Raw genomic sequence first — 22,810 nt, 5'->3', positions numbered from 1 at the left:
AAATTTCTCGGTTTTTTTTTACAGAATAAACTTATTTATTATAATTAAGTCACCCATAATTTTATTATCAAGTTTTTAATCAATTCAATTATCTTTGCCGCAATTATTCGATAAAATTTATGATTACAGTTAATGATATTGCCGTTCAATTCGGTTCTACAACTTTGTTTAGTGGAGTTAGTTTTGTAATTAACGAAAACGACAAGATTGCCTTAATGGGTAAAAATGGAGCAGGAAAATCTACTTTGCTTAAGATTGTTGCAGGAATCAATAAACCTTCTTTGGGAAATATTTCAGCCCCAAAAGACGCTGTCATCGCTTATTTGCCACAACATTTATTAACAGAAGATAATTGTTCTGTTCGAGAAGAAACCTCAAAAGCTTTTGCAGAATATTTATCAATGAAAAATGAAATTGATGAATTAAATGAGCAATTAACTGTACGAACTGATTACGAAAGTGATGATTATATGAAGTTAATCGAGCGTGTCTCGGAAGTCAGTGAAAAATTTTATTCGATAGAAGAAGTAAATTACGAAGCCGAGGTGGAAAAGGTTTTGAAAGGAATGGGATTTGCGCAAGAAGATTTGGATAGATCTACTTCTGAGTTTTCGGGAGGTTGGCGTATGCGAATCGAATTGGCGAAAATTCTTTTGCGTAAACCAGATTTAATTTTATTAGATGAGCCAACAAACCACTTGGATATCGAATCTATTCAATGGTTAGAGGATTTCTTGAAAAATCAAGCCAAAGCTGTAATGGTAATTTCGCACGACCGCACATTTGTCGATAATATTACGAATCGTACAATTGAAGTGACAATGGGACGAATTTATGATTACAAAGCAAAATATTCTGACTATTTAGTGTTGCGTCAAGATCGTAGAATTCATCAACAAAAAGCCTATGATGAACAACAAAAATTCATTGCCGAAAATAAATTATTTATCGAACGTTTTCGAGGGACTTTTTCTAAAACAGAACAAGTGCAATCGCGCGTTCGTATGTTAGAAAAGTTAGATATTATCGAAGTTGATGAAGTTGATACTTCAGCTTTAAAGTTAAAATTTCCAGCAGCTGCACGTTCTGGACAATATCCTCTTGTTATTGCAGACTTAGACAAATCTTATGGTGATCATATTGTATTTAAAAATGCAAACATGGTTATTGAACGAGGTCAAAAAGTTGCTTTAGTTGGAAAAAATGGTGAAGGAAAATCTACAATGATTAAAGCGATTATGAATGAAATTGATTTCGAAGGAAAATTAGAAATTGGTCATAATGTACAAATCGGATATTTCGCTCAAAATCAGGCAGCTTTATTAGATGAAGATTTAACTATTTTCGAAACTGTAGACCGCATTGCAGAAGGTGATATCAGAACGCAAATCAAAAGTATTTTAGGTGCATTTATGTTCAAAGGTGATGATATCGACAAGAAAGTAAAAGTGCTTTCTGGTGGAGAAAAAACTCGTTTGGCAATGGTAAAATTGTTGTTAGAACCTTATAACGTATTGATTTTGGATGAACCAACAAATCATTTAGATATGAAAACAAAAGATATTATCAAAGATGCATTGAAAGAATTTGAAGGAACAGTTATTTTAGTTTCCCACGATCGTGATTTCTTAGATGGATTGGCGGAAAAAATTTTTGAATTTGGAAACAAACGTGTCAAAGAACATTTTGAAGACATCAAAGGTTTCTTAGCAACAAAGAAAATGGAAAATTTAAAAGAAATAGAAAAATAAAAACACTTTATTATATATGTATAAAAATAGATTATTTGTATTATTATTTTTGATAATATCAAATCTAACTTTCGCTCAAAGACGATATGTAGATGTTGAATTAATAAAAATGAATAATGATACAATTCATTCAAAAATGATAGTAACTGTTAATCTTTTTAATAAAAAATTAATTAATGATGCTAGTTTTTATAAAAAAGTAATCTTAGTTGATGACAACGATAAAAAGAAAGCTAAGATAAAAGCTAAAGACATTAAATCTTTGTCTTTCACAAACCTTTTTGATAATAAAATGACTTATGTAAACGATGGAAATCAATTACAAATTTTGGTCTATAATGGAAAAATAAAGTGGTATAAAAGTATATCACAAAACATCATGGACGGCTCAATAAGCTATCATGATTATTTGGTAAATGAATCTGGAACAGTTTTTCCTTTAGGTTTATTTAATCATAGAAAAAATCAGTTAAGTAAGGCTATCGCTAATCACCCTGAACTATTAAAAGAAATTGAAGATCAACGAATGGATAATATCGATTTATTAGATATTCTGACAAGATATAATGATTCTAAAAATTAAATAATAAAAAACTACTCAATTGAGTGGTTTTTTTATTGTTTCAAATTAACTTTAAATTCAATAAAATTACAGACTTTAATCAATGAATATTGAATACTACAAGCCTAAAAATGATATTTTAAAAAAATACGTAGACGGCTATTATTTTATAAAAAAAGATAAACTATCTGGAAGTGTAGAATATGAAACATTTCCGAATAACAATATCTTTTATACAATCAATAAAAACACAATTGTCAAGGAAGAAAAAGAGAATATTTTTCTTAGTTCTTCTGAAAATAATATGATTATTTGTTCTTTGGTTTTGAGTTATTCTAAACCAATGAAAATTTTCTATACACATTTAATAGACGAAATAACAATTTGTTTTAAACCATTAGGAATATTTCATTTTGATATAACTGATTTTAGTTCAAAAAGTAAAAAGACATTAATTGATTATAATTTGTTTGAAGATATAACAGAGTTTTCTGCCAAATTATTTGATTTAACTATTAATGAAAAGGCTGTTGCATTGGAACAATATTTAATTTCAAAGTTGATTGAAGTTGATTTATCTTTTCTGGATAATATAATTAGAGATGTCGAAGATGAAATTAAAATTGAAGATATTTCAGCTAAATATTCAATTTCAAGGCAATATTTGAACCGAATTTTCAAAAAACATTTAGGAAAATCTCCTTCTGAATATAGAAAAGTATATCGATTCAGAAATTCTTTACTCAATAAAAAAGAAAGTAAAAATTTAACTGAATTGTCATCAAATGATTATTACGATCAATCACATTTTATCAAAGATTTCAAATCAATCACAAAACTAAAACCAAATCAATTTTTTAAAGAAGTTGATTTAGAAAACGAAACAGCTTTAAAATTTTTTGATTAGTTTACATTCTTACAATTTTGAATCATTTTATTAAAATATTTTAGCCAATAAATTATTGTTATATGATCAATTGGAAAAAGATTCATTATTTTACTTATACATTTTGTCGCTATTTTTTAGCAACCATGATTATTTCTTACGCTTTTGCAAAAATTTTTGAAACTCAATTTATATCGCAACCAAGTGTTTATGACAAGCCAATTGGAAATCTTTCAGGATTTGAACTTACGTGGTTTTATTATGGTTATTCATATTGGTATGGTTTAATCATTGCCTCAACGCAAATTATCAGTTCTTTGCTTCTATTTTTTAGACAAACAACAAGAATTGGCATCATCATTTTCTTAACATTTATGGTTAATATTTTGCTGATGGATTTTGCTTATGATATTGATGGAGCAAAAGGAATGGCTGTAGTTTTAACCATAATGGCATTATTCGTTTTTTTCTCTGATTATAAAGAATTAATTAAATATTTTATAAAAACGCCTCCACTATTTGAGGAAGAAAGAACTACAAGAATAAATAAAATAAGTAACCTGAAATTTATCTATATACCTCTTGTTTTCATCGGATTATTTGTTTTGATTACGACACTTAAAGATAAATTTTTAAGTCAAAATCATTTTTTTGGAGCTTGGGAAAATGTAGAAAGTAATGAAAGAATTTATTTTGAATCTGCTAATACATTTCAAAAAGTGAATAATTCAACATTTAAACCAATTAATTCAGGAGTGTATAATTTTGAAAAAGATTCAATTTATTTAAAAGGAACGCAAGAAGAAAATCAAACTCCTGAAATTATTCTTAAAGGAAAGTTTAATATCAATAATAATGAGTTGAAAATAGAAACAACGAAAGGAGTCAAAATCTATAAAAGAATTAGATAAAACGAAAAATCCACTCAATTGAGTGGATTTTATTTATTTCTTTACAAACTTCGTTAAAATAACGATTAATTGTCCGTCAACTTTTCCTTCAATTTGTTCTGTATTATCATGTACCAAACGAATATTTCTTACAGCAGTTCCTATTTTAGCATTGATAGAAGAACCTTTTACATCTAAATCTTTAATCAATGTAACAGTATCTCCATTTACTAAAATATTCCCGTTGCTATCTTTGTGCAAATCAACACTCCCATCTCCTTCATGATCTCCAGAAGCTTTTGCCCACTCCATATTTTCGTCATCTAAATACATCATATCCAAAGCATCTGCAGCCCAAGACTCGTTTCTAAAGCGATTCAATATTCTCCAAGAAAGCACTTGTACAGCAGGAACCTCGCTCCACATAGAAGAAAGTAAAAATGATTCCCAAAAAGATGCATCCAATTCTTCTCTTTTTTCAATCTGATTAATACATTTTTGAGTTATATAGACATTTCTGTCTGGATTACTACTTGCATCAGGATTCACTTCATAAATAGCTAAATCCTCTGTAACTCCTGTCAACTCACATTGGTTGCCACTTCTTTCTTGTAAAAATGTTTCTAATTTCATATGTTGATTTTAAAGCTTTGCAAAGATAACCTTTATTTAGAATTTAAACTTTTAAGGATTTTTGATTAGAATTATTTAAATTCGTTAAGAATAAATTCAACCTTATAATTATGTTAGTAAAGAAAAACTCAGGCGAGTTAATTCCATATAATCCAAAAGCATTAAAACGCTCATTAACGAAATCTGGCGCAAAAAAGGAAGAAGTTGAGGAAGTTTTTGAATTAGTTTCGAAAGATATTTACAATGAGATTCCAACAAGAGAATTGTATCGCATCGCTTTTTCTCATCTCAAAAATTATAGAAATTCTTATGCGGCTCGCTATAGCTTGAAACGTGCTTTGCGAGATTTGGGACCAGAAGGCTATTATTTTGAGAAATGGATAGGAAAGTTAATGCAAGCTGCAGGTTATCAATCTTTACATTCAGAAATTGTACAAGGAAATGCGGTGACGCACGAAATAGATGTGGTAGCTTCTAAAGGTGATCAGTTACTTTTTTGCGAATGTAAATTTAGAAATGACGAAGATGCCAAAATTTCGGTGACAACACCGATGTATTTTTTATCACGAATGAAAGATGTAGAAAATCATACGTATCATTTTTTTGGACGAGATATGAAACCAACAAAAGGATTCTTGGTAACAAATGCGTATTTAACAACTGATAGTATAGATTTTGCAAATTATTATGGAATTGGATTGATTTCTTGGGATTATCCAGAAACAAATAGTATTAAATATTTGGTTGATAATGCAGCTTTGTATCCAATTACATGTTTAACGACTTTGACGCCAGAGCAAGAAAAAGTTCTTTTGTCAAAGGAATGTATTTTGGTGAAAGATTTACAACAAAATAATAAATTTTTAGATTCATTAAACTTATCTAAAGAACAACGAAACGAAGTTTTGGAAGAAGCGAATGAATTGTTAGAAATCGAGAATTTCACCTGCGAAATTGCTTAAACTGAAATAAAAAAGAAGCTCAATTGAGCTTCTTTTACTTTATAATTCTTTAAAAATTTCAAAACTATCTTTGTGATCGCACCAAAATTCATCCAAATTAATCATTCGATCTTTTAGGAACGGAATAATCTGTGGCCAATCAGTCTCTCTAAAAATACTAATGTTTTCTAAACGTATTTTTATCGTCGAAATCATTTTTCCATCTTCGTCATAATCTTCTTTTGTCCAAATCCATTTTTCGCCAAGATAACTTTCTAAAACATTTTCATATTCCTCAAACTGTTCATAAATCATCAATTGAACTGACGGATCAGGGTGCGAAATTTCAATAGAAACCTCTGCAAACTTGCGTTCGACATCTGTTCTAAAATAAACACCTTTTACATCCGTTTTGTAATTTACCCAATTAATACGCGTTCCTTCGGCATTCATCTGCAATTTCATATACGTTCCATACGAAATCCAAAAATCCTTTTTTATGCGATAAGCATCTTCTTTTGAAAACAAATTGATTATTTTTTTACAAAAATCGGTCTAATATTCTATTCAACAAAATTTCGAGAAAAATAGCTTGGATTGATTCTTGTTCTATTACATTTGAACAAATATTTTTAAAAAGTAAATATGAAACTATTTTCTTTCCTTGGTTTAATAGGATTTTTAGCTTTTTCTACTGTAAATGCACAATCTGTGGAAACTGTAAAATATGAAGCTTTGCACGAAAAAATAGCAAATTATAAAGATAAAATTGTGGTGGTTAATTTTTGGGCAACGTGGTGTGCACCTTGTGTAGAGGAGATTCCTGCGTTTATGGAAATTAATGAAAAATACAAAGATAATCCCAATTTCAAGATGTTGTTGGTTTCGTTGGATCGACCAAAAATTATCGATAAAGTAAAGAAATTTATGGTTGACAATAAGATAAATGCAGAAGTTGTTTTATTGGATGATACCAAACGAATGAATGAATGGATTCCTTCATTTGATCCGAAATGGGCAGGAAATATTCCTGTAACAATCATTTATAATAAAGGCGAGAAAAAGGTTTTCCATGATCAAGCCATGACAAAATTTGAATTAGAAGATTACATTACCCAATATCTTAATTAAGCAATAAAACTCCTGAAAATACTTTTAGGAGTTTTTTATTTTTTGTAAGTTTATACTAACATAAACTACAAAAATGAATAAAAAACATATTAGAAAAGATGTTATTCAACATTTAATTCAATTGAAACAAAATGAAATTGATGCGTTAAAAGAATCTGAACGAATTTATGCAGAAGGTGCAGATTTAGATGAAGAATCAAGTTTAGAGTTAGATGATTTTGCACAACAAAGTCAGTCGACTGATGCGGCGAGAAGTTTACGAATTCGTATTAATCAAGCAAATGAAGATTTAGAAAATTTCAAAGCGTTAAAACCTGAATTGGTTGACGAAATTACAGAAGGAAATGTTGTGTTTACAGATAAAGTGAATTTTGTAATTGGTTTATCTTTCAAAGATTTTGAATGGGAAAATAAAAAGTTTATTGGAATTAGTACGCAAGCGCCTATTTTTGATGCTTTAGTTGGAAAACGAGCTGGAGATAAATTAGAATTTAATGGAATCAATTATACCATAGAAGAAATATTATAACATGCCAAAAATACATACAATCGATCTTAATTTTCAGAATGAAAATGAAGCTATCGCAACTTATTTAATCGAAACTGAACAAGGACCAATTTTGGTTGATCCAGGACCATATTCAACTTTTGAGAATTTGAAAGCAGGAATCGAAGCGTTAGGTTGGGGAGTAATTGATATCGAAAACATATTAATTACACATATTCATTTTGATCATGCTGGTGCTGCATGGAAATTTACAGAACATGGTGCAACAATTTTCTTAAATCCAATTGGTTTACCACATCTGAAAAATCCTGAAAAATTGTGGGAATCTGCAAAAATGATTTATGGAGATGATATGGATCGTTTGTGGGGAGAAATGAAACCAATTGACGAAGAATATTTGGTTGGTTTGGCAGATGGTCAAAGTGTGGAGTTTGGTGATGCTGTTTTTCAGACTGTTTATACGCCTGGACATGCTGTTCATCACAATGCTTATGTGTTAAATGATGTTATTTTTACAGGAGATGTTGCTGGAGTTAAAATTGAGAATGGTCCAGTTTCTCCTCCATGTCCTCCACCTGATATTAATATTGAATTGTGGAAAGAATCGATTGCTAAATTGAGAAAAATTAATGCAAAAGGAATTTATCCGACGCATTATGGTTATCACGAAGATTTAGAAAATCATTTTGATCAATTAGAAAAATCGTTGGATGATTGGTCAAATTATATCAAGCCAATGTATGATGATAAAATTCCGACCGAAGAAATTGTGCCTGTTTTTGTCGATTATGTCACAAAAAATTATAACGATCTAGGTTTGACAGAAGATCAAATTCAGGTGTATGAATATGCCAATCCATGTTGGATGTCTGTCAATGGACTTTTGCGTTATTGGAAATTAAAGGAACAAGGAAGATTATAAAACGAAAAGCTGTCAAAATTTGACAGCTTTTTTTATTCTATTTTTAATTCATAATGTTCAACCAAAATATTTCCGCTAGAATTTAAAATTTCAGTTCCAAATTCAAACGAAGATAAATAGACGTTTTGCCCAATATAATTTCGTTTATTCATCTGATTTATCAACTCCATCACATTTACTTTTCCCGAAGTTCGTTTTTCTTTTCGTACAAAAGCAATATAATCCCAGCTTGTTTTCAAATCCTTTTTGATGATATGACCTCTGTAAATATCATATTGTCCAAATGTGGTAGAAATATTTCCAACTTTTTTACCAAAAGGCTTAAATTTATTGTAATCTTCCCAAATCATCACTTCAATTCCGATGGTTTGTAGAGCGACTTTTGGTGAATTGTGCAACCAAAAATCAAAAGCTAAATTATATTTTTTGTCATTAACTTCTAACTTCGTTTTATACTCAACTTCAAAAGTTTTTACCTCATTTATATTCTTGAAATAATTATCAGTTTTGATGTCAGCTAAATTAAACCAAGCACTTTCCCCAAACCAAATTTCAGGATAACCAACTACGCCATATTTCTTACCAGGCGTTTGCCATTTCCAACCAGCCGCTGTGTCAGTTGCGAAAATTGTTTGTGAATAAACACCTTTTTTTATTTTGTGTTCGCCCCATTTATTGTTGTTAATTTCATATTTCTGCCATTTTATGGTCGCTCCATTTTCTGCCATTTCTTGATCAGATTGTTGACTAAAACTGATAACTGAAAAAGAGAAGAATAAAATATTTAAAAGTTGTTTCCTCATTTATGCTAATTAAAAAAGGATACAAAAGCATCCTTGTAAAAATATGAAATTGTGATGATTATAATCGAATTAATTTATCTTTGGCAACTTGATAATCTGCTAATAGATCGTCAAAAACTTCTGCAACTGTCGGAATAGAATTAATCAAAGAAGAAACTTGACCAATTTCTAATTCTCCATTAACCAAATCACCTTCGAACATTCCTTTTTTTGAACGACCTCTTCCTAAAAGTTTTTTTAATTCTTCAGCAGTTGTTCCTTTTTGATATTTTTCTTGAACTTGATTGTAAAATTCATTTTTAATTAAACGGACAGGCGCTAATTCCTTTAATGTAAGTTGCGTATCACCTTCTTGTGTATTTACAATCACATCTTTGAAAGCTTGATTAGCAGAAGATTCCTGAGTTGCAGCGAAACGAGAACCTATTTGAACACCTTCTGCACCTAAAGCAAATGCTGCCAAAATTTGAGAACCTGTACCAATTCCTCCAGCAGCAATTAATGGAATATCGATTTGACGTTTGACATTTGGAATAAGACAAAGTGTAGTCGTTTCTTCTCTGCCATTATGTCCACCTGCTTCAAAACCTTCTGCCACGACAGCATCCACTCCTGCATCTTGAGATTTTAATGCAAATTTGGCACTACTGACAACATGTGTTACAATAATTCCTTCTTTTTTTAATATTTCTGTCCATGTTTTGGGATTTCCAGCAGAAGTAAAAACAACTTTTACACCTTCTTCCATAATAATCTGCATAATCTCTTCAATATTTGGATAAAGCATTGGAACATTAACTCCAAAAGACTGATTTGTAGCAGCTTTACACTTTTTTATATGTTCACGCAAAACATCAGGATACATGCTTCCAGCACCTATTAAACCTAATCCTCCAGCATTACTAACAGCAGAAGCTAATCGCCAACCACTATTCCAAATCATACCTCCTTGAATAATTGGATATTTTATTGCAAATAATTTTGTTATATTCGTGTCCATTTTCATTATATTTAGGCATAAAAATAATGAAATATAGAGAAGGAAAAAATTTAATTTTAACATAAATACTGACAGTTTGACTTTGGCAGATTATTTGATTTGCAAAAATCAAATTTTTTGATAAGAATTTAGAGTTTAACTATCTCTACTAATAATAAAAAAATATAAGCTATGTATTGGACTTTAGAATTAGCATCTTATTTAAGTGATGCACCTTGGCCAGCAACAAAAGATGAATTAATTGATTACGCAATTCGTACTGGTGCTCCTTTGGAGGTTGTAGAAAATTTACAATCTATAGAGGATGAAGGAGATTCTTACGAAAGCATTGAAGAGATTTGGGCTGACTATCCAACGGATGACGATTTCCTTTGGAACGAGGACGAATATTAAAAATAAAAAAGCCCAAATTGGGGCTTTTTTCGATTCTATAATCTATAAATAACATAGTTAACGTATATTTGCATCTGAATTAGTCATCAAATATATTGTAGCTAATTTTGACGAAGAACGCAGAAAAATATGAATATTTTAAACAAAATTTTACAAGGTTTCTTAGGTGATAAGAATGCCAAAGATGTAAAAGAATTACAAAAATATGTTGACCTTGCTAATCAAGCAGGTCAATCACTTGGTTCATTAACAATTGATGAATTAAGAGAAAAAACAACAAATTTCAAAACTAAATTAGTTGAAGCAACAAAAGATCTTAAAACTCAAATTGATGAGTTAAAATTAAAAGTTGAAGAAACTGAAGACTTTGGAGAGAAGGAAGATTTATATACTCAAATCGATAAAATCAACAAGCAAGCTTACGAGATTGAAGAAAAGATTTTATTAGAAATTTTACCAGAAGCTTTTGCCGTAATGCGCGAGACAGGTAAACGTTTTACAGAAAACGAAACGTTAGAAGTAACTGCCTCTGACTTCGATAAAACATTGGTAAATCGTGGTCATGATTTCGTGTCTTTAAAAGACGACAATACTGCCGTATGGAAAAATTCTTGGGATGCAGCTGGTCGTCAAGTTACATGGGATATGTCTCATTATGATGTTCAGTTTATTGGTGGATCTGCTTTACACTTAGGTCGTATTGCAGAGATGCAAACAGGTGAAGGAAAAACATTAGTAGCAACTTTACCAATCTATTTAAACGCATTGACAGGACGTGGAGTCCACTTAGTAACGGTAAATGATTACTTGGCTAAACGAGATATGGCGTGGATGCGTCCAATTTTCTCTTTCCATGGGCTATCTGTAGATTGTATTGATAATCACCAACCAAACTCTCCAGGTCGTCGTGATGCGTATGCATCTGATATTGTGTATGGAACAAATAACGAATTTGGTTTCGATTATTTACGTGACAATATGGCAAACACGCCAGATGCTTTGGTACAACGTGAATTAAACTTTGCGATTGTCGATGAGGTCGATTCTGTTTTAATTGATGATGCTCGTACACCATTAATTATTTCTGGTCCAGTTCCACAAGGAGATCGTCACGAATTTGACGTACTAAGACCAAAAATTGATCGTTTATACCAAATGCAACGTGAGATGTTAGGAAAAACATTAAACGAAGCAAAAACATTATTCAAACAAGGAGATTTAAAAGAAGGTGGTTTCAAATTATACCAAGTTTACCGTGGTTTACCAAAATACAAACCATTAATCAAATTCTTATCTCAAGATGGTATTCGTGCCCAATTACAGAAAACAGAAGCGCATTTCATTCAAGACAACAATCGTGAAATGCCGAAAATTGATGAGCATTTATACTTTGTAATTGATGAAAAACAAAATCAATCAGATTTAACAGATAAAGGAATCGAGTATTTGTCAAAAGGTATGGAAGATGATCAATTTTTCATTTTACCAGACGTTTCTACAAATATTGGAGCGATTGAAAATTCTGGAAAAGATAAAGAAGAGATTCTTCAAATGAAAGAAGAATTCTTCCGTAACTTCTCTATCAAATCTGAACGTATTCATACTTTAAGTCAGTTATTGAAAGCTTATACGTTATTCGAAAAAGATATCGAGTACGTTGTTGTAGATGGTGAAGTAAAAATCGTTGACGAATCAACTGGACGTATCATGGATGGTCGTCGCTATTCTGATGGATTACACCAAGCAATTGAAGCGAAAGAGAATGTGAAAATTGAAGCAGCGACACAAACTTTTGCTACAATTACGTTACAAAATTACTTCCGTATGTACAACAAGTTGGGTGGTATGACTGGTACAGCAGAAACTGAAGCTGGTGAGTTTTGGGAAATTTACAAATTAGATGTTGTTTCTATTCCTACAAACCGCCCTATTTTGCGTCATGACAGAAATGATATTGTTTTCAAAACAAATCGTGAAAAATATAAAGCAGTAATCGAAGAAATTGTTCGTTTATCCCAAGATGACAAACGTCCAGTTTTAGTTGGTACAACTAATGTTGAGATTTCTGAATTATTATCAAAAGCATTAAAATTACGTGGAATCAATCACAATGTTTTAAATGCTAAATTACATAAAAGCGAAGCTGACATTGTAACAGAAGCAGGTAAACCAGGAGCTGTAACAATTGCAACGAATATGGCTGGTCGTGGTACTGATATTAAATTGACGAAAGAAGTAAAAGAATCTGGAGGTTTAGCAATTATTGGTACAGAACGTCACGATTCTCGTCGTGTAGATCGTCAGTTACGTGGTCGTGCTGGTCGTCAAGGAGATCCAGGATCATCTCAATTCTTCGTTTCATTAGAAGATTCATTAATGCGTTTATTCGGTTCAGAAAGAATTGCAAAATTAATGGACCGTATGGGACACAAAGATGGTGATGTGATTGAGCATTCTATGATTACTAAGTCGATCGAACGTGCACAGAAAAAAGTTGAGGAAAACAACTTCGGTATTCGTAAACGTTTGTTAGAGTATGATGATGTAATGAACAAACAACGTGAAGTAATTTACAAACGTCGTCACAATGCATTATTCGGAGATCGCTTGGAAGTGGATATCGCAAACATGATTTATGATGTTGCGGCTTCTGTTGTAAAATCAAACAAAGATTTCGAAGATTTTGGTCAATATGAATTAGATTTAATTAAATTCTTTACAATGGGAACTCCTGTTACAGAAGATGAATTTAGATCTAAATCAATTAAAGATTTAACAAATATTACGTACGATGCAGCAATTGAAGATTACAAAGCACGTATGAAGTATGTTGCAGAAACTGCTTTCCCAGTAATTTCAAATGTTTTCGAAAATCAAGGACATATGTTCTCTCGTATTCAAGTGCCGTTTACAGACGGAATCCGTCAAATGACAGTTGTTTGTGATTTGAAAGAAGCTTACGAATCTCAAGGCAAAACTTTAATCAAAGATTTCGAAAAATCTGTTGTTTTAAGTTTGATTGATGATAACTGGAAAGAGCACTTACGTGATGTTGATGACTTACGTAAAACATCTCAAAATGCGGTTTACGAACAAAAAGATCCATTGGTTGTTTACAAACAAGAGTCTTTCCATATTTTCCAAAGAATGTTGGATACAGTGAACAAAGAAATCATTTCGTTCTTATTCAAAGGAGAATTACCAAATGCTCAAAAAGAAGAATCTGTAGAGGAAACTGAATCAGTAAACTAAAAAGATTTTTTTATATAACTTTAACCCTTTCTGAAAATTTTAGAAAGGGTTTTTTAGTACTTTTACATTAACTACTGAAAGTTTTCAGTATCAAATTATTAAAATTTTAAACAAATGAAATTTGCATACTTACACGGCTACCAAGGTTTTGTAACAGATGAAAAGAGAGAATATTTAGACTCTTTGGGAGAATGTTACGCACCATCAATTGATTACGATAATGCTCCAACTTTGATTCAAGATTTGGTAGAACATTTTACAAAAGAACCAATCGAATTTATTGCAGGAACAAGTTTAGGAGGAATGATAAGTTATTATTTGGGATTACTATTAAATGTTCCAGTTTTGATGTTTAATCCTGCTGTAATTGCAGTAGAACGTTTAAAACCATTTTTGCCAGAACAATTATTAAAAGGAGTTCCAACAAAATCAAATTTAATTTTCACAGGTTTAAAAGATGATGTGATCGAACCAAAATTTCAGATTGAATTTGTAGAAAATCTTCAAAAACAAAACGGAAATATCGAACAAATTTTTGATGCTGAAATGACACATTTAATCACATTAGAAGAATTCGAAAAAGCGTTTGGAACTTTTTTGGAGAATAAAAAAGCTTAATGACTATATTTTCTTTACTTTTTCAGGGCTTAATAATTATTATTTTAGCAATCTCATTTTTAATTGGAATAATTTTAATGGTTATTAGTTTTTGGAGAAGTCCTATGAATAAAAACCAAATTTTAAAAGGATTTAGTTTATTCATTTTTCTTTTGTTAATTTTTATTTATTATTCGATAAAGCCTTTATTGCTCTATGAAGTAACTGATAAGAATATTGTGGGAACTTACAAAGTTTCTGAATCTTCAACAGTTGATGTTAGTCATTTAGAAAAAGTAAGATTAAAAATGAGTTCTGATGGGACTTTTTATTTGAATGAAAATATTCCAAATGTTAAGATTTTGTCCACAAGGAAAATTTGAATATTCATCAGAAATTGAAGATATAAATGCTTTATCTTTTTATTGCGGAAATGTAATCAATGTACAAGGGATAAAACGAAATTTCACCAACTTTGAAATAGACTTTTTTATTGGTGATCCAGATAATAATGAAGTGATATATTTTGAAAAAGTAAATTAAAAGCCACTTATAAAGTGGCTTTTAATTTATTTAATATCGGTTATTATTACAATCCTAACATTTTAGGTCCTTGTTCAAAAACAACATCAACTGGAATACTTTTCGTTTTCAAGACATCTAAATCTTTTTGTAAATCGTCGTGAATAATTCCTTTATCAGCATATAATTTTTTCACACCATCGTAATCTCCATTTCCTTGCAATGTTAAGATCAATTCTGATAAACCATTCATTGCTTTTTCCATTTTAGCTACATTTACTTTGTAACGTCCATTTGCAGATTTTTCGAAAGCACCATTTTCAGCAAAATAGTTGAACGCAATCATGTTTGCTTGTCCGTGTGCAGAACTCGCTCCAAAACGAACAGAACGTAAGATTCCAGCTAAAAAAGTCACAAAATAATCTTCTTGTGTTCCTGTCAATTCTTCTTTTTTTAACAATTGATTGACCATGTATAGACCAAGAATATCTGCTTTTCCTTCTTCTAAAGCTGAATTAGCTTCTTTTAAAGCATCGCGAACAGAACCTTTTCCATTTACTGTATTTTTGATTCCTAAACCATGTGCCACTTCGTGAAACATGACATTAGAAAAGAAAGCATCAAATTTGATATTCTTCTGCTGGCTTTCATCAATCAAAGCAGTTGCAATAGGTGCAAGAATTTTATCAAATTTTGCTTTCATAGCATTTTTTAATTGCAAACGACGGGTTCCTTTTTCCAATTGAACTTTTTCATCATTTGGTAAATTAATCGCAATTGTTTTACCTGCCGCATTACAATCTCCCGCATAATACACAACATCATACGCATTAAGATCAGAATCTGTGCCTGGAACTTCTTTTTTATAATTTGCAGAGACGGGCAAATTCTTTTGCAATTCTGGTAAATATTGTACGAATTTGGCTAATTTCTTCGACCATTCGATATCTTTTACTAAAATATACGCCGAATAAGAGGTTTTATATCCAAATAATTGATCTTCATAATTTTCGATAGGACCAACTACCATATCAATATTCGCATTTTTCATATCCATCCAAGCTAAATCACTTTCATAGAAATCATCGTTCATCAAAGCTACAGCACGTAATTTTAAATAATTTTTAAGTCCAGCATCCTCAGCTAATTCAGAAGCTTTTGTCAAATATTCAGCTGCTTTTGATAATTGATTTTTGAAATTTTCGTGATACGGAATTGAATATAAATTACCTTCGCGGTTACGGCGAATGATTGTATAAGGAGATTTACCATCTTCTATATTAGCTTGTTCAAATTCCTCTTTTGTCATATTTGTAGGATAAAAAGTTGCGCCAGCTGGTTTTGCTTCAACACCATTTATAAAAGGCGCTTCATTATTTAATCTATCCCAAGGACCATAATTTATTTTTGCATATTCTTTGGCCTCACCTTTGGTTTCATCCATCAAATCTATTTTAGCACCATAAGCTTGTTGCCAAAATAAATCGTCCATAATATCAGCTGTTTTAAACATTAAATGCAAAATTTCTTTTTCATTCTTTGTTAAATGCGATATATCTGTTGTTAATGGAACTTGAGCATAATATTGATAAGCGTAATCTTTTGTCATTTCTGTTGAAGTTTGAGTTGATTCCGATGCTGTTTTTTGAGTTGAACAAGAACTGACAATTCCAGCAAAAGCAACTATACCTAAGAATATTGATGTTTTTTTCATTTTGAATGTTTTGATAAATTTAAGAAGAAAAGTCTTAATCCAAAGTCCTTTTTGTTATTGATTGATTCATCAACTTAAATACATAAATTGGAGATTTAAAAGATACAAAACAGTTAAAATAAATTTAAAAACTCTATAAAAAACAATAGGCTTCATAAAAAAAGAGCTGAGAATAATCTCTGCTCTTTTTTATTTATTAATTTGAATTGATTATTTAATCTCAACACGAATTCCTTCGCTTTGCGTACTCAATTCTGGTGCATACATATTCTGCATCGATGTAATTCCGTTCGAGAAATTACCTGCATTATTCGCTTTCAAATCATACTCGAAAACATAGGTTCCTTTTCTCATATAATCTGCAAAGAAATTTGTTGCCGCATCACGTGTACTTTCGTAATACCCAAATTCTCCTTTCCATTTGTAACCAGAAAGCACATTCACAGGCTCGAAACCACTTGCTCGCATATCTTTAATATGTACAAATTGCATGTTACGATCAACCGAAATCTCTAAACGAACCGTTACAATATCACCAACTTTTATCGGCGTTGACGTTGTAATTTCTTTCAGAATTGGACCATTTGCAGAATTCGATTTAACAAACAATTTCTTATTGAATTTGATTCCAGTTTCAGCAGATTTTATTTTATCCAAATCTTCAAAATATTGCCAATACATTGCTCCCCAAGCGACACCAGGAGAAGTTTTTGAAACCTCAATTCTACCCATTTCAGGTTTTATTTCTTCTTTGTTCCAAGAAGTTTTTACATAACCTGAACCAGCTTGCGTATTTTTATCTAAATCAAATTTTTGGTTTCCAATCTTTACATCAATTCCTTTGTCTGCATCTATCCAAGATTTACCGAAATTCATTAAAGCATAAACCGCTTTTGTTGTTGCTTTTGTAGAATTCCACTGATTTGTTTGACGATTTTTCAATAACCAAACTTTCATTTCTTCTACTGATTTCTCGTCTTTTGTAACTTCATCAAACGCTTCAATTAACAACGATTGTGTTTCAACAGGCGCTTGATACCAAAACCAACCCGGTTGATTTTCTTTCCAATACATACCCATTTCATCCGATTCTACAGCTTTTTCTTTGATCGAATTCACAACGATTTTAGCAGCAGATTGCATTTGGAAACGATTCATAACAATTGCAGCCATCGCTTTTTGTTGCAACGATAAATCCAATTTTGTATCATTCAAATTCTTTAACATCGCCGTTTTCATTTCTTCCAACTCTTTCGACATCGGATACTCTTCTAGGAAGAAAGAACGCGCATATAAATAATGTAAACCGTCTGAATACGTAACATCCTTGAATAATTTCTGATCTTTTTTGAACTCTTTGAAACGTTTTAAATTCTCATCATCAATAAACTGAATCGCTTTTTTGATTAATGGATTCACATCTATTTCAAATGCTTTGAAATTCACATCCATTTTCTTCATATTTCCGAAACCAGAAACAATATGCGTTGTGATATATTCGTTTGGACGACCGCCATCAAACCAAGCAAAACCACCATTTGATTGTTGCTTATCCGTTAATTTTTGGAAAGCCGATTTCATTTCCGTTTGCATTTGATTTAATTGGAATAAAACCGCAATTTGTTTCATTTGCTCCTCTTCACTTTCCGCATTTTTAACCCAAGGCGTTTCTTCTAAAATGATATTTTTCAATTCTTGGTTCAATTGTAATTTAGATTTCAATTCACCTTTTTTGTTCCAATCATCAAAAACAGCTTTAATTTTTGGATTCGAATTAATCACTTTTTCCGAAATCATATTCCCATATAAACGCGAGAAGACTTGCTCAGCGCATTCGTAAGGATATTCGCGCAAATAAGGCAACGAGAAAATCGCATACCAAATTGGATTCGTTGTCATCTCAAAGGTTAATTTGAAATTATCCAAAGAAGTCGATTTATTATTGATCATATTCTCAAATTGGAACGATTTCTTTTGACCTTCTTTCACATAAATTGGTAACGTCTCTGTCACCATCATGCGATTTGTCAAAATTGGTAAAGCCGATTCCTCTCCATCAGAAAAATCTCCAGCTGAAGCCACCACACGATAAACAACCGCTTGTACATTTTTAGGAACATCAATTGTCCACGTCACTTGATTCGAACTTCCTTTTGCAACAGAGAAATTCTGAATTGCATTAGTCAACTTGAATTGCGTATCAATTGGTTGATTGGTAAATGCATCAAACAACATCAATTTTGCAGAACCATTTAATACTTTATCTGATAAATTATTAATCTTAGACGAAACCGAAATTTGATCGCCTTCGCGTAAAAAACGTGGCATATTTGGTACAACCATCAAGTCTTTTTGCGTACGAACATTTTGTTCTAAATAACCTGTTTTAAGATCTGGCGTATGCGCAATTGCCATAAATTTCCATTCCGTTAAACTTTCTGGCGTTGTAAATTCTACAATAATATTTCCTTTTGCATCTGTTTTTAAATTTGGATAAAAGAACGCTGTTTCATTTAGATTTGTACGCGCTTTTACGTTATCCAATGCTGTATTTGCCCCTTTTTTAGTTGTAATAACCACTACTCCATTTGCTCCTATTGCTCCATATAATGCAGTTGCGTCTTCTCCTTTCAATACATTCATAGACTGAATATCATCTGGATTAAGTTCTGACATTTTATCATATACAACTCCATCTACTATATAAAGTGAATTTTCATTCCCTTGTAATGATGATGCTCCGCGTATTGTTATATTATTTACTGAACCTGGAACACCAACTAAAGATTCCTCTAAAGCTACATCAGCTGCTTCAACTTGTACACCTGCTACATTTCCAGCCAATTCATTATTCATTTGAGCTGGAGCAGCTACCGATTTTCTCATCATACGATTCATACGATATTGGTTAAATCCAAAATCAAATAAATTAAGGTCTAATCCTGCATATCCTCTTGCATAAAAATCATAATTTGTACGATAATAAATTGCTCGAGAAGAATTTGTTAAATAAAATTGATAGAGATTAAATGGATTATTTCTTCTTGAATTTGTGAAATTATATACATTAAAATCTAAAGAATTCGACGCAAATTGATCCAACGAAGCATCGTACATACTTGCTAAAACCTCAGCTGAAACTTTGTCTTTATTTGGTCCTTCAATTTTTAATTGCCATTTTTCCTTTGCACCTGGCGTCAATTTATCACGTAAAACTTCAGCCGTTACTTTCAGTTGTTTATTGGTAAAAGGAACCGCCAAATGAAGACTTCCTGTTTGCACATCATTGAATTTCGTCATCGCATAATTCATGTAAATTCCGCCACGATATTCTTCTTTGATTGGAATTTCAACCACCGATTTTTTACTCAAATCCAAGAAACCTTTGTCTATAATTACCTGATTCGCCTCTACTTCATAATACACAAATGTATTTTTAGAACCCGATTTGAATTCAATTTTTGCAACATCTTTTGGCTGATAACTTGATTGATTTGGCGAAACTGCTAAAAGCGTTTTGATTTCATTTGCTTTCTTTTCATTCGAAACATAAATCAATTTATCTACCTCAACTTTTTGCGTTCCATCTAACACAAAACCTTTGATGACATAATAACCTTCTTCTAAATTTGACGCTTGATTGAATTTTATTTCATCTGAAACTTTTGTATCAAAATCATTTTCGAAAATCTTTTGATTGGTTGTCCATGTTTTTGGATTCATTTCATCACCATAAGGTTCATTTAGAAACAATTTCTTGAATTCTTCTTTCGAATAAAAGTTATAATCTGTTGTAAATTTTTGACGACGAATAACTTCTTTTGGCGCATTTAACGAATAAATTTCAATATGACCTTTTCCATCTAATTTTTCATCATTCAAGTTTTTTACCTCAACTTTGAAAGCTTTTAAATCGTCAGCTTTTATTTTTTCTGAAATAGCCACATTCAACGACATTCTCGTATCACCAACTTTTACCGAAGAAGACTCAGATTGTGTTTCTCCATTGATATCCGTTGCATTTACTTCGATAAAATAATTGTACGTTCTTACCTCATCTTTCTTTTTTTCCGAGGCTGGTTTTGCAACAAATTCGAAATTGAATTTCCCTTCTGCATCAGTCTTTATATCTCCAAAAGTAATTTCTTCTCGCTCGCCACGACCTGCTGGAATTGAACGATACCAAGGCCAAAACGTAAAAATTTCTTGACGATAAACGCGATACGAAACTTTTGCATTATCGATATTAGCACCAGAAAAAGCAATCGCCTTCCCTTCTACTTTTACCTTGTCATTTAAACTATAAACGCCTTTGTTTTTCTCGATTTCTACTTTGAATTTTGGACGTTTATATTCTTCAACTTTGAATGAATAATGACCATCTTTATCAATAGCACTAATCGAAAAGTTACCTGTTAAAGCAGAACTTGGCAAAATAAAACTTCCATTTACAGAACCAAATTCATTTGTTGTTAAATCAACTTTAGAAAGTTCTTTGCCATTAACATCATACAAAGCAATCGTCAATTTAGAATTTGGAATTACTTTTCGAGCTTTATCTTGTGATGAATAATAAATTCCTTTGAAATAAACCGTTTGCCCAGGACGATAAATCGCACGATCTGTGAAAATCTTAACAGTAGAATAATCGCCGTTATCATAACGATCGTAATCGTAGTAATACGTTGAATAAATTGTATTTTCGTCTTTTACACGATATTGAAAGTTTCTCCAAGTCACAGGAAAAGTGATTATTCCATCTTTATCCGACGTTAAAATTTTAAATTCCTTTTTATTATAATCTGACAAATTAGAAAACTCAACTGCAACATTACTTTCTGGTTTTCCAGTTTCACGATTTACAACCGAAGCCTTTTCATTCAGTGAGTTTATCGCATATTTCGAAACCATTATATCTAAATAATCAATATCGTCTTTTGTGTTGATTTTGAATTCAGAATTATTCGAAAAAAGGACAATATAACGACCAGATTTTAGTGGATTTAATTTGACAATTGTCGAATGATTTTGATAATCTTCAAACGATTTGACATCAATTGTATATTGATCAACAACTTTTAAACTATTCAGAAATTTTTGAGCTTCTGCAATTCGGTTTTCGTTGTAAACATTTAACGCTTGTATTTTATCTTTTCCATCAAAACCTTCATTATAAGCGAAAACTTTCACAAAAACTTGCGACAAGTTTTTATGCGTTAATTGGATTGGCGTATTCTGATTTTCGTTAATATATCGCTCTACTTGCACACTTAATTCTTGCGATTTGATCTTCGAAACTAAATTATTTATATTCTCTAATTCTTCCGAATTTGGATAAAGCTTAGCAACTTTTTGTTGTATTTCAAAAATCTTATTTGTGTTAGCCAATTTATCTTCTTGCAATCCATAATAATCTGTCGCTAAAGTTGCGTACACATAAGACGAATACCACGCTTTTGGATATTTTGTTGCTAAAGATTCTTTTTGTTTAATAATTTCTTGAACTGAAATTGAACCACGTTTTGAATCAATTAAAATCAATTCGTTATACAAAACAGCATTTTCGTTATTTTTTTGTGTATTCAATTGAACCAAATCAGCAAGCAATTGATTTGCTTTATCTTTTTCATCATTCTGATTCAAATAATTGATATATTTTTTCGCTAAAACATCATACAAAGTTGGCGATAAATCTAATTGTTGTTGCGCATTTTTCTTATCCTCAGTAAAATTCAAAATCATTTTATAATCTTGAGATTTAGCATTAATTAATTCATTTTTTGATTGAATTGATTTCGAAAAATAATCATTAATCGTTTTCTTAAAAGTATCTTCTGTCCAAAATCTCAGATCATTTGTCGCTTGATTTTCGACATTTGTACGACTTTGAATTTTCCAACGATTTTCGTTGTAATACAATTGATATAGTTCAGCTAAATATGAATAAACAATCGCATTATTTACGTTTGATTTTTCGTCTAAATCTTTTTTAAACAAATCAAAAACGAAGTTTACATCATCTTTTTCATCAGAAGTTGCGACTTTTATTTTTGCTTCATAAAACAAAGCTTTCATATAACTTTGTTGATTATTTTGCTTTTTTGATAAAGCTTTTAGTTCATCAATTTTTGGTTGGATTGATTTGAATTGACCATTTTGCATTTGTTGGTCAATTTCTTTCCACTTTTGATCAATCGTTGGGGATTGAGCCATAAGCATCGAATTGGTTAAAATTAATAATAAAAACAGTAGCTGTTTCATAGATTCTTTCTTTTATCAGTAGATGCAAGTTACGGAAAAATGGT

Annotated in this window: 18 protein-coding genes; 12 read left to right on the top strand and 6 right to left on the bottom strand. The window is 31.0% G+C overall.

The window, feature by feature from the left end:
- The first annotated feature begins 119 nt into the window (after positions 1–119).
- From E4J94_RS03430 to E4J94_RS03415, 4 genes are all read left to right on the top strand, one after another.
- Complete coding sequence (locus tag E4J94_RS03430; protein WP_135834468.1) at positions 120–1,751, top strand: ABC-F family ATP-binding cassette domain-containing protein; 1,632 nt, start codon at positions 120–122, stop codon at positions 1,749–1,751.
- A 109-nt stretch (positions 1,752–1,860) separates the two neighbouring features.
- Positions 1,861–2,334 carry a hypothetical protein gene (locus tag E4J94_RS03425; protein WP_135834467.1) on the top strand — a complete coding sequence of 158 codons (474 nt, stop codon included), beginning with the start codon at positions 1,861–1,863 and terminating at the stop codon, positions 2,332–2,334.
- A gap of 82 nt (positions 2,335–2,416) precedes the next feature.
- Positions 2,417–3,220 carry a helix-turn-helix domain-containing protein gene (locus E4J94_RS03420; RefSeq protein ID WP_135834466.1) on the top strand — a complete coding sequence of 268 codons (804 nt, stop codon included), beginning with the start codon at positions 2,417–2,419 and terminating at the stop codon, positions 3,218–3,220.
- 62 nt (positions 3,221–3,282) lie between these two features.
- Positions 3,283–4,110, top strand: a complete 828-nt coding sequence (locus tag E4J94_RS03415) for a hypothetical protein (protein WP_135834465.1) — start codon at positions 3,283–3,285, stop codon at positions 4,108–4,110.
- A 33-nt stretch (positions 4,111–4,143) separates the two neighbouring features.
- Here the strand turns inward: E4J94_RS03415 and E4J94_RS03410 are convergent, their stop codons facing one another.
- Entirely contained in the window at positions 4,144–4,722 is a 579-nt protein-coding gene (locus E4J94_RS03410) for a PhnA domain-containing protein (protein ID WP_135834464.1), read from the bottom strand.
- Between the two features lie 110 nt (positions 4,723–4,832).
- On the opposite strand from E4J94_RS03410, the gene E4J94_RS03405 reads away from it, so the two are divergent.
- The gene (locus E4J94_RS03405; RefSeq protein WP_135834463.1) at positions 4,833–5,684 is read left to right on the top strand and encodes an ATP cone domain-containing protein; all 852 of its coding nucleotides are present in this window, start codon (positions 4,833–4,835) and stop codon (positions 5,682–5,684) included.
- A 39-nt stretch (positions 5,685–5,723) separates the two neighbouring features.
- On the opposite strand, the gene E4J94_RS03400 is transcribed toward E4J94_RS03405, so the two are convergent.
- Positions 5,724–6,191, bottom strand: coding sequence for a DUF4268 domain-containing protein (locus tag E4J94_RS03400; protein ID WP_135834462.1), 468 nt, complete (start codon positions 6,189–6,191; stop codon positions 5,724–5,726).
- Between the two features lie 117 nt (positions 6,192–6,308).
- On the opposite strand from E4J94_RS03400, the gene E4J94_RS03395 reads away from it, so the two are divergent.
- The 3 genes from E4J94_RS03395 to E4J94_RS03385 all read left to right on the top strand — a co-directional run bounded on the left by E4J94_RS03395 (position 6,309) and on the right by E4J94_RS03385 (position 8,224).
- A complete protein-coding gene (locus tag E4J94_RS03395; RefSeq protein WP_135834461.1) occupies positions 6,309–6,794 on the top strand; it encodes a TlpA family protein disulfide reductase in 486 nt (161 codons plus the stop codon).
- Between the two features lie 73 nt (positions 6,795–6,867).
- Entirely contained in the window at positions 6,868–7,323 is a 456-nt protein-coding gene (locus E4J94_RS03390; RefSeq protein ID WP_135834460.1) for a hypothetical protein, read from the top strand.
- A gap of 1 nt (position 7,324) precedes the next feature.
- A complete protein-coding gene (locus tag E4J94_RS03385; RefSeq protein WP_135834459.1) occupies positions 7,325–8,224 on the top strand; it encodes an MBL fold metallo-hydrolase in 900 nt (299 codons plus the stop codon).
- A gap of 32 nt (positions 8,225–8,256) precedes the next feature.
- On the opposite strand, the gene E4J94_RS03380 is transcribed toward E4J94_RS03385, so the two are convergent.
- Both E4J94_RS03380 and E4J94_RS03375 read right to left on the bottom strand, forming a co-directional pair.
- Positions 8,257–9,027, bottom strand: a complete 771-nt coding sequence (locus E4J94_RS03380; RefSeq protein WP_135834458.1) for a GH12 family glycosyl hydrolase domain-containing protein — start codon at positions 9,025–9,027, stop codon at positions 8,257–8,259.
- 58 nt (positions 9,028–9,085) lie between these two features.
- Entirely contained in the window at positions 9,086–10,027 is a 942-nt protein-coding gene (locus E4J94_RS03375) for an NAD(P)H-dependent flavin oxidoreductase (RefSeq protein ID WP_135834457.1), read from the bottom strand.
- Positions 10,028–10,198: 171 nt separating this feature from the next.
- On the opposite strand from E4J94_RS03375, the gene E4J94_RS03370 reads away from it, so the two are divergent.
- The 4 genes from E4J94_RS03370 (at position 10,199) to E4J94_RS03355 (ending at position 14,812) form a co-directional block, all read left to right on the top strand.
- Positions 10,199–10,420 carry a DUF2795 domain-containing protein gene (locus E4J94_RS03370; RefSeq protein WP_019976296.1) on the top strand — a complete coding sequence of 74 codons (222 nt, stop codon included), beginning with the start codon at positions 10,199–10,201 and terminating at the stop codon, positions 10,418–10,420.
- 129 nt (positions 10,421–10,549) lie between these two features.
- Complete coding sequence (gene secA, locus E4J94_RS03365) at positions 10,550–13,672, top strand: preprotein translocase subunit SecA (protein WP_135834456.1); 3,123 nt, start codon at positions 10,550–10,552, stop codon at positions 13,670–13,672.
- 114 nt (positions 13,673–13,786) lie between these two features.
- Positions 13,787–14,290, top strand: coding sequence for a YqiA/YcfP family alpha/beta fold hydrolase (locus tag E4J94_RS03360; protein ID WP_135834455.1), 504 nt, complete (start codon positions 13,787–13,789; stop codon positions 14,288–14,290).
- A 330-nt stretch (positions 14,291–14,620) separates the two neighbouring features.
- Positions 14,621–14,812: a hypothetical protein gene (locus E4J94_RS03355; RefSeq protein WP_135834454.1), complete on the top strand. Its 192-nt coding sequence runs from the start codon at positions 14,621–14,623 to the stop codon at positions 14,810–14,812.
- A 46-nt stretch (positions 14,813–14,858) separates the two neighbouring features.
- On the opposite strand, the gene E4J94_RS03350 is transcribed toward E4J94_RS03355, so the two are convergent.
- On the bottom strand, positions 14,859–16,505 hold the full coding sequence (locus E4J94_RS03350; RefSeq protein WP_135834453.1) for a dipeptidyl-peptidase 3 family protein: 1,647 nt from the start codon (positions 16,503–16,505) through the stop codon (positions 14,859–14,861).
- Positions 16,506–16,715: 210 nt separating this feature from the next.
- Positions 16,716–22,766, bottom strand: a complete 6,051-nt coding sequence (locus E4J94_RS03345; protein WP_135834452.1) for an alpha-2-macroglobulin family protein — start codon at positions 22,764–22,766, stop codon at positions 16,716–16,718.
- Positions 22,767–22,810 lie beyond the last annotated feature (44 nt).

It is taken from the genome of Empedobacter tilapiae (assembly GCF_004785645.1).
GTDB lineage: Bacteria > Bacteroidota > Bacteroidia > Flavobacteriales > Weeksellaceae > Empedobacter > Empedobacter tilapiae.
Note: the sequence above shows the minus strand (reverse complement) of the source record. Positions and strands in the feature narration are given on the sequence as shown.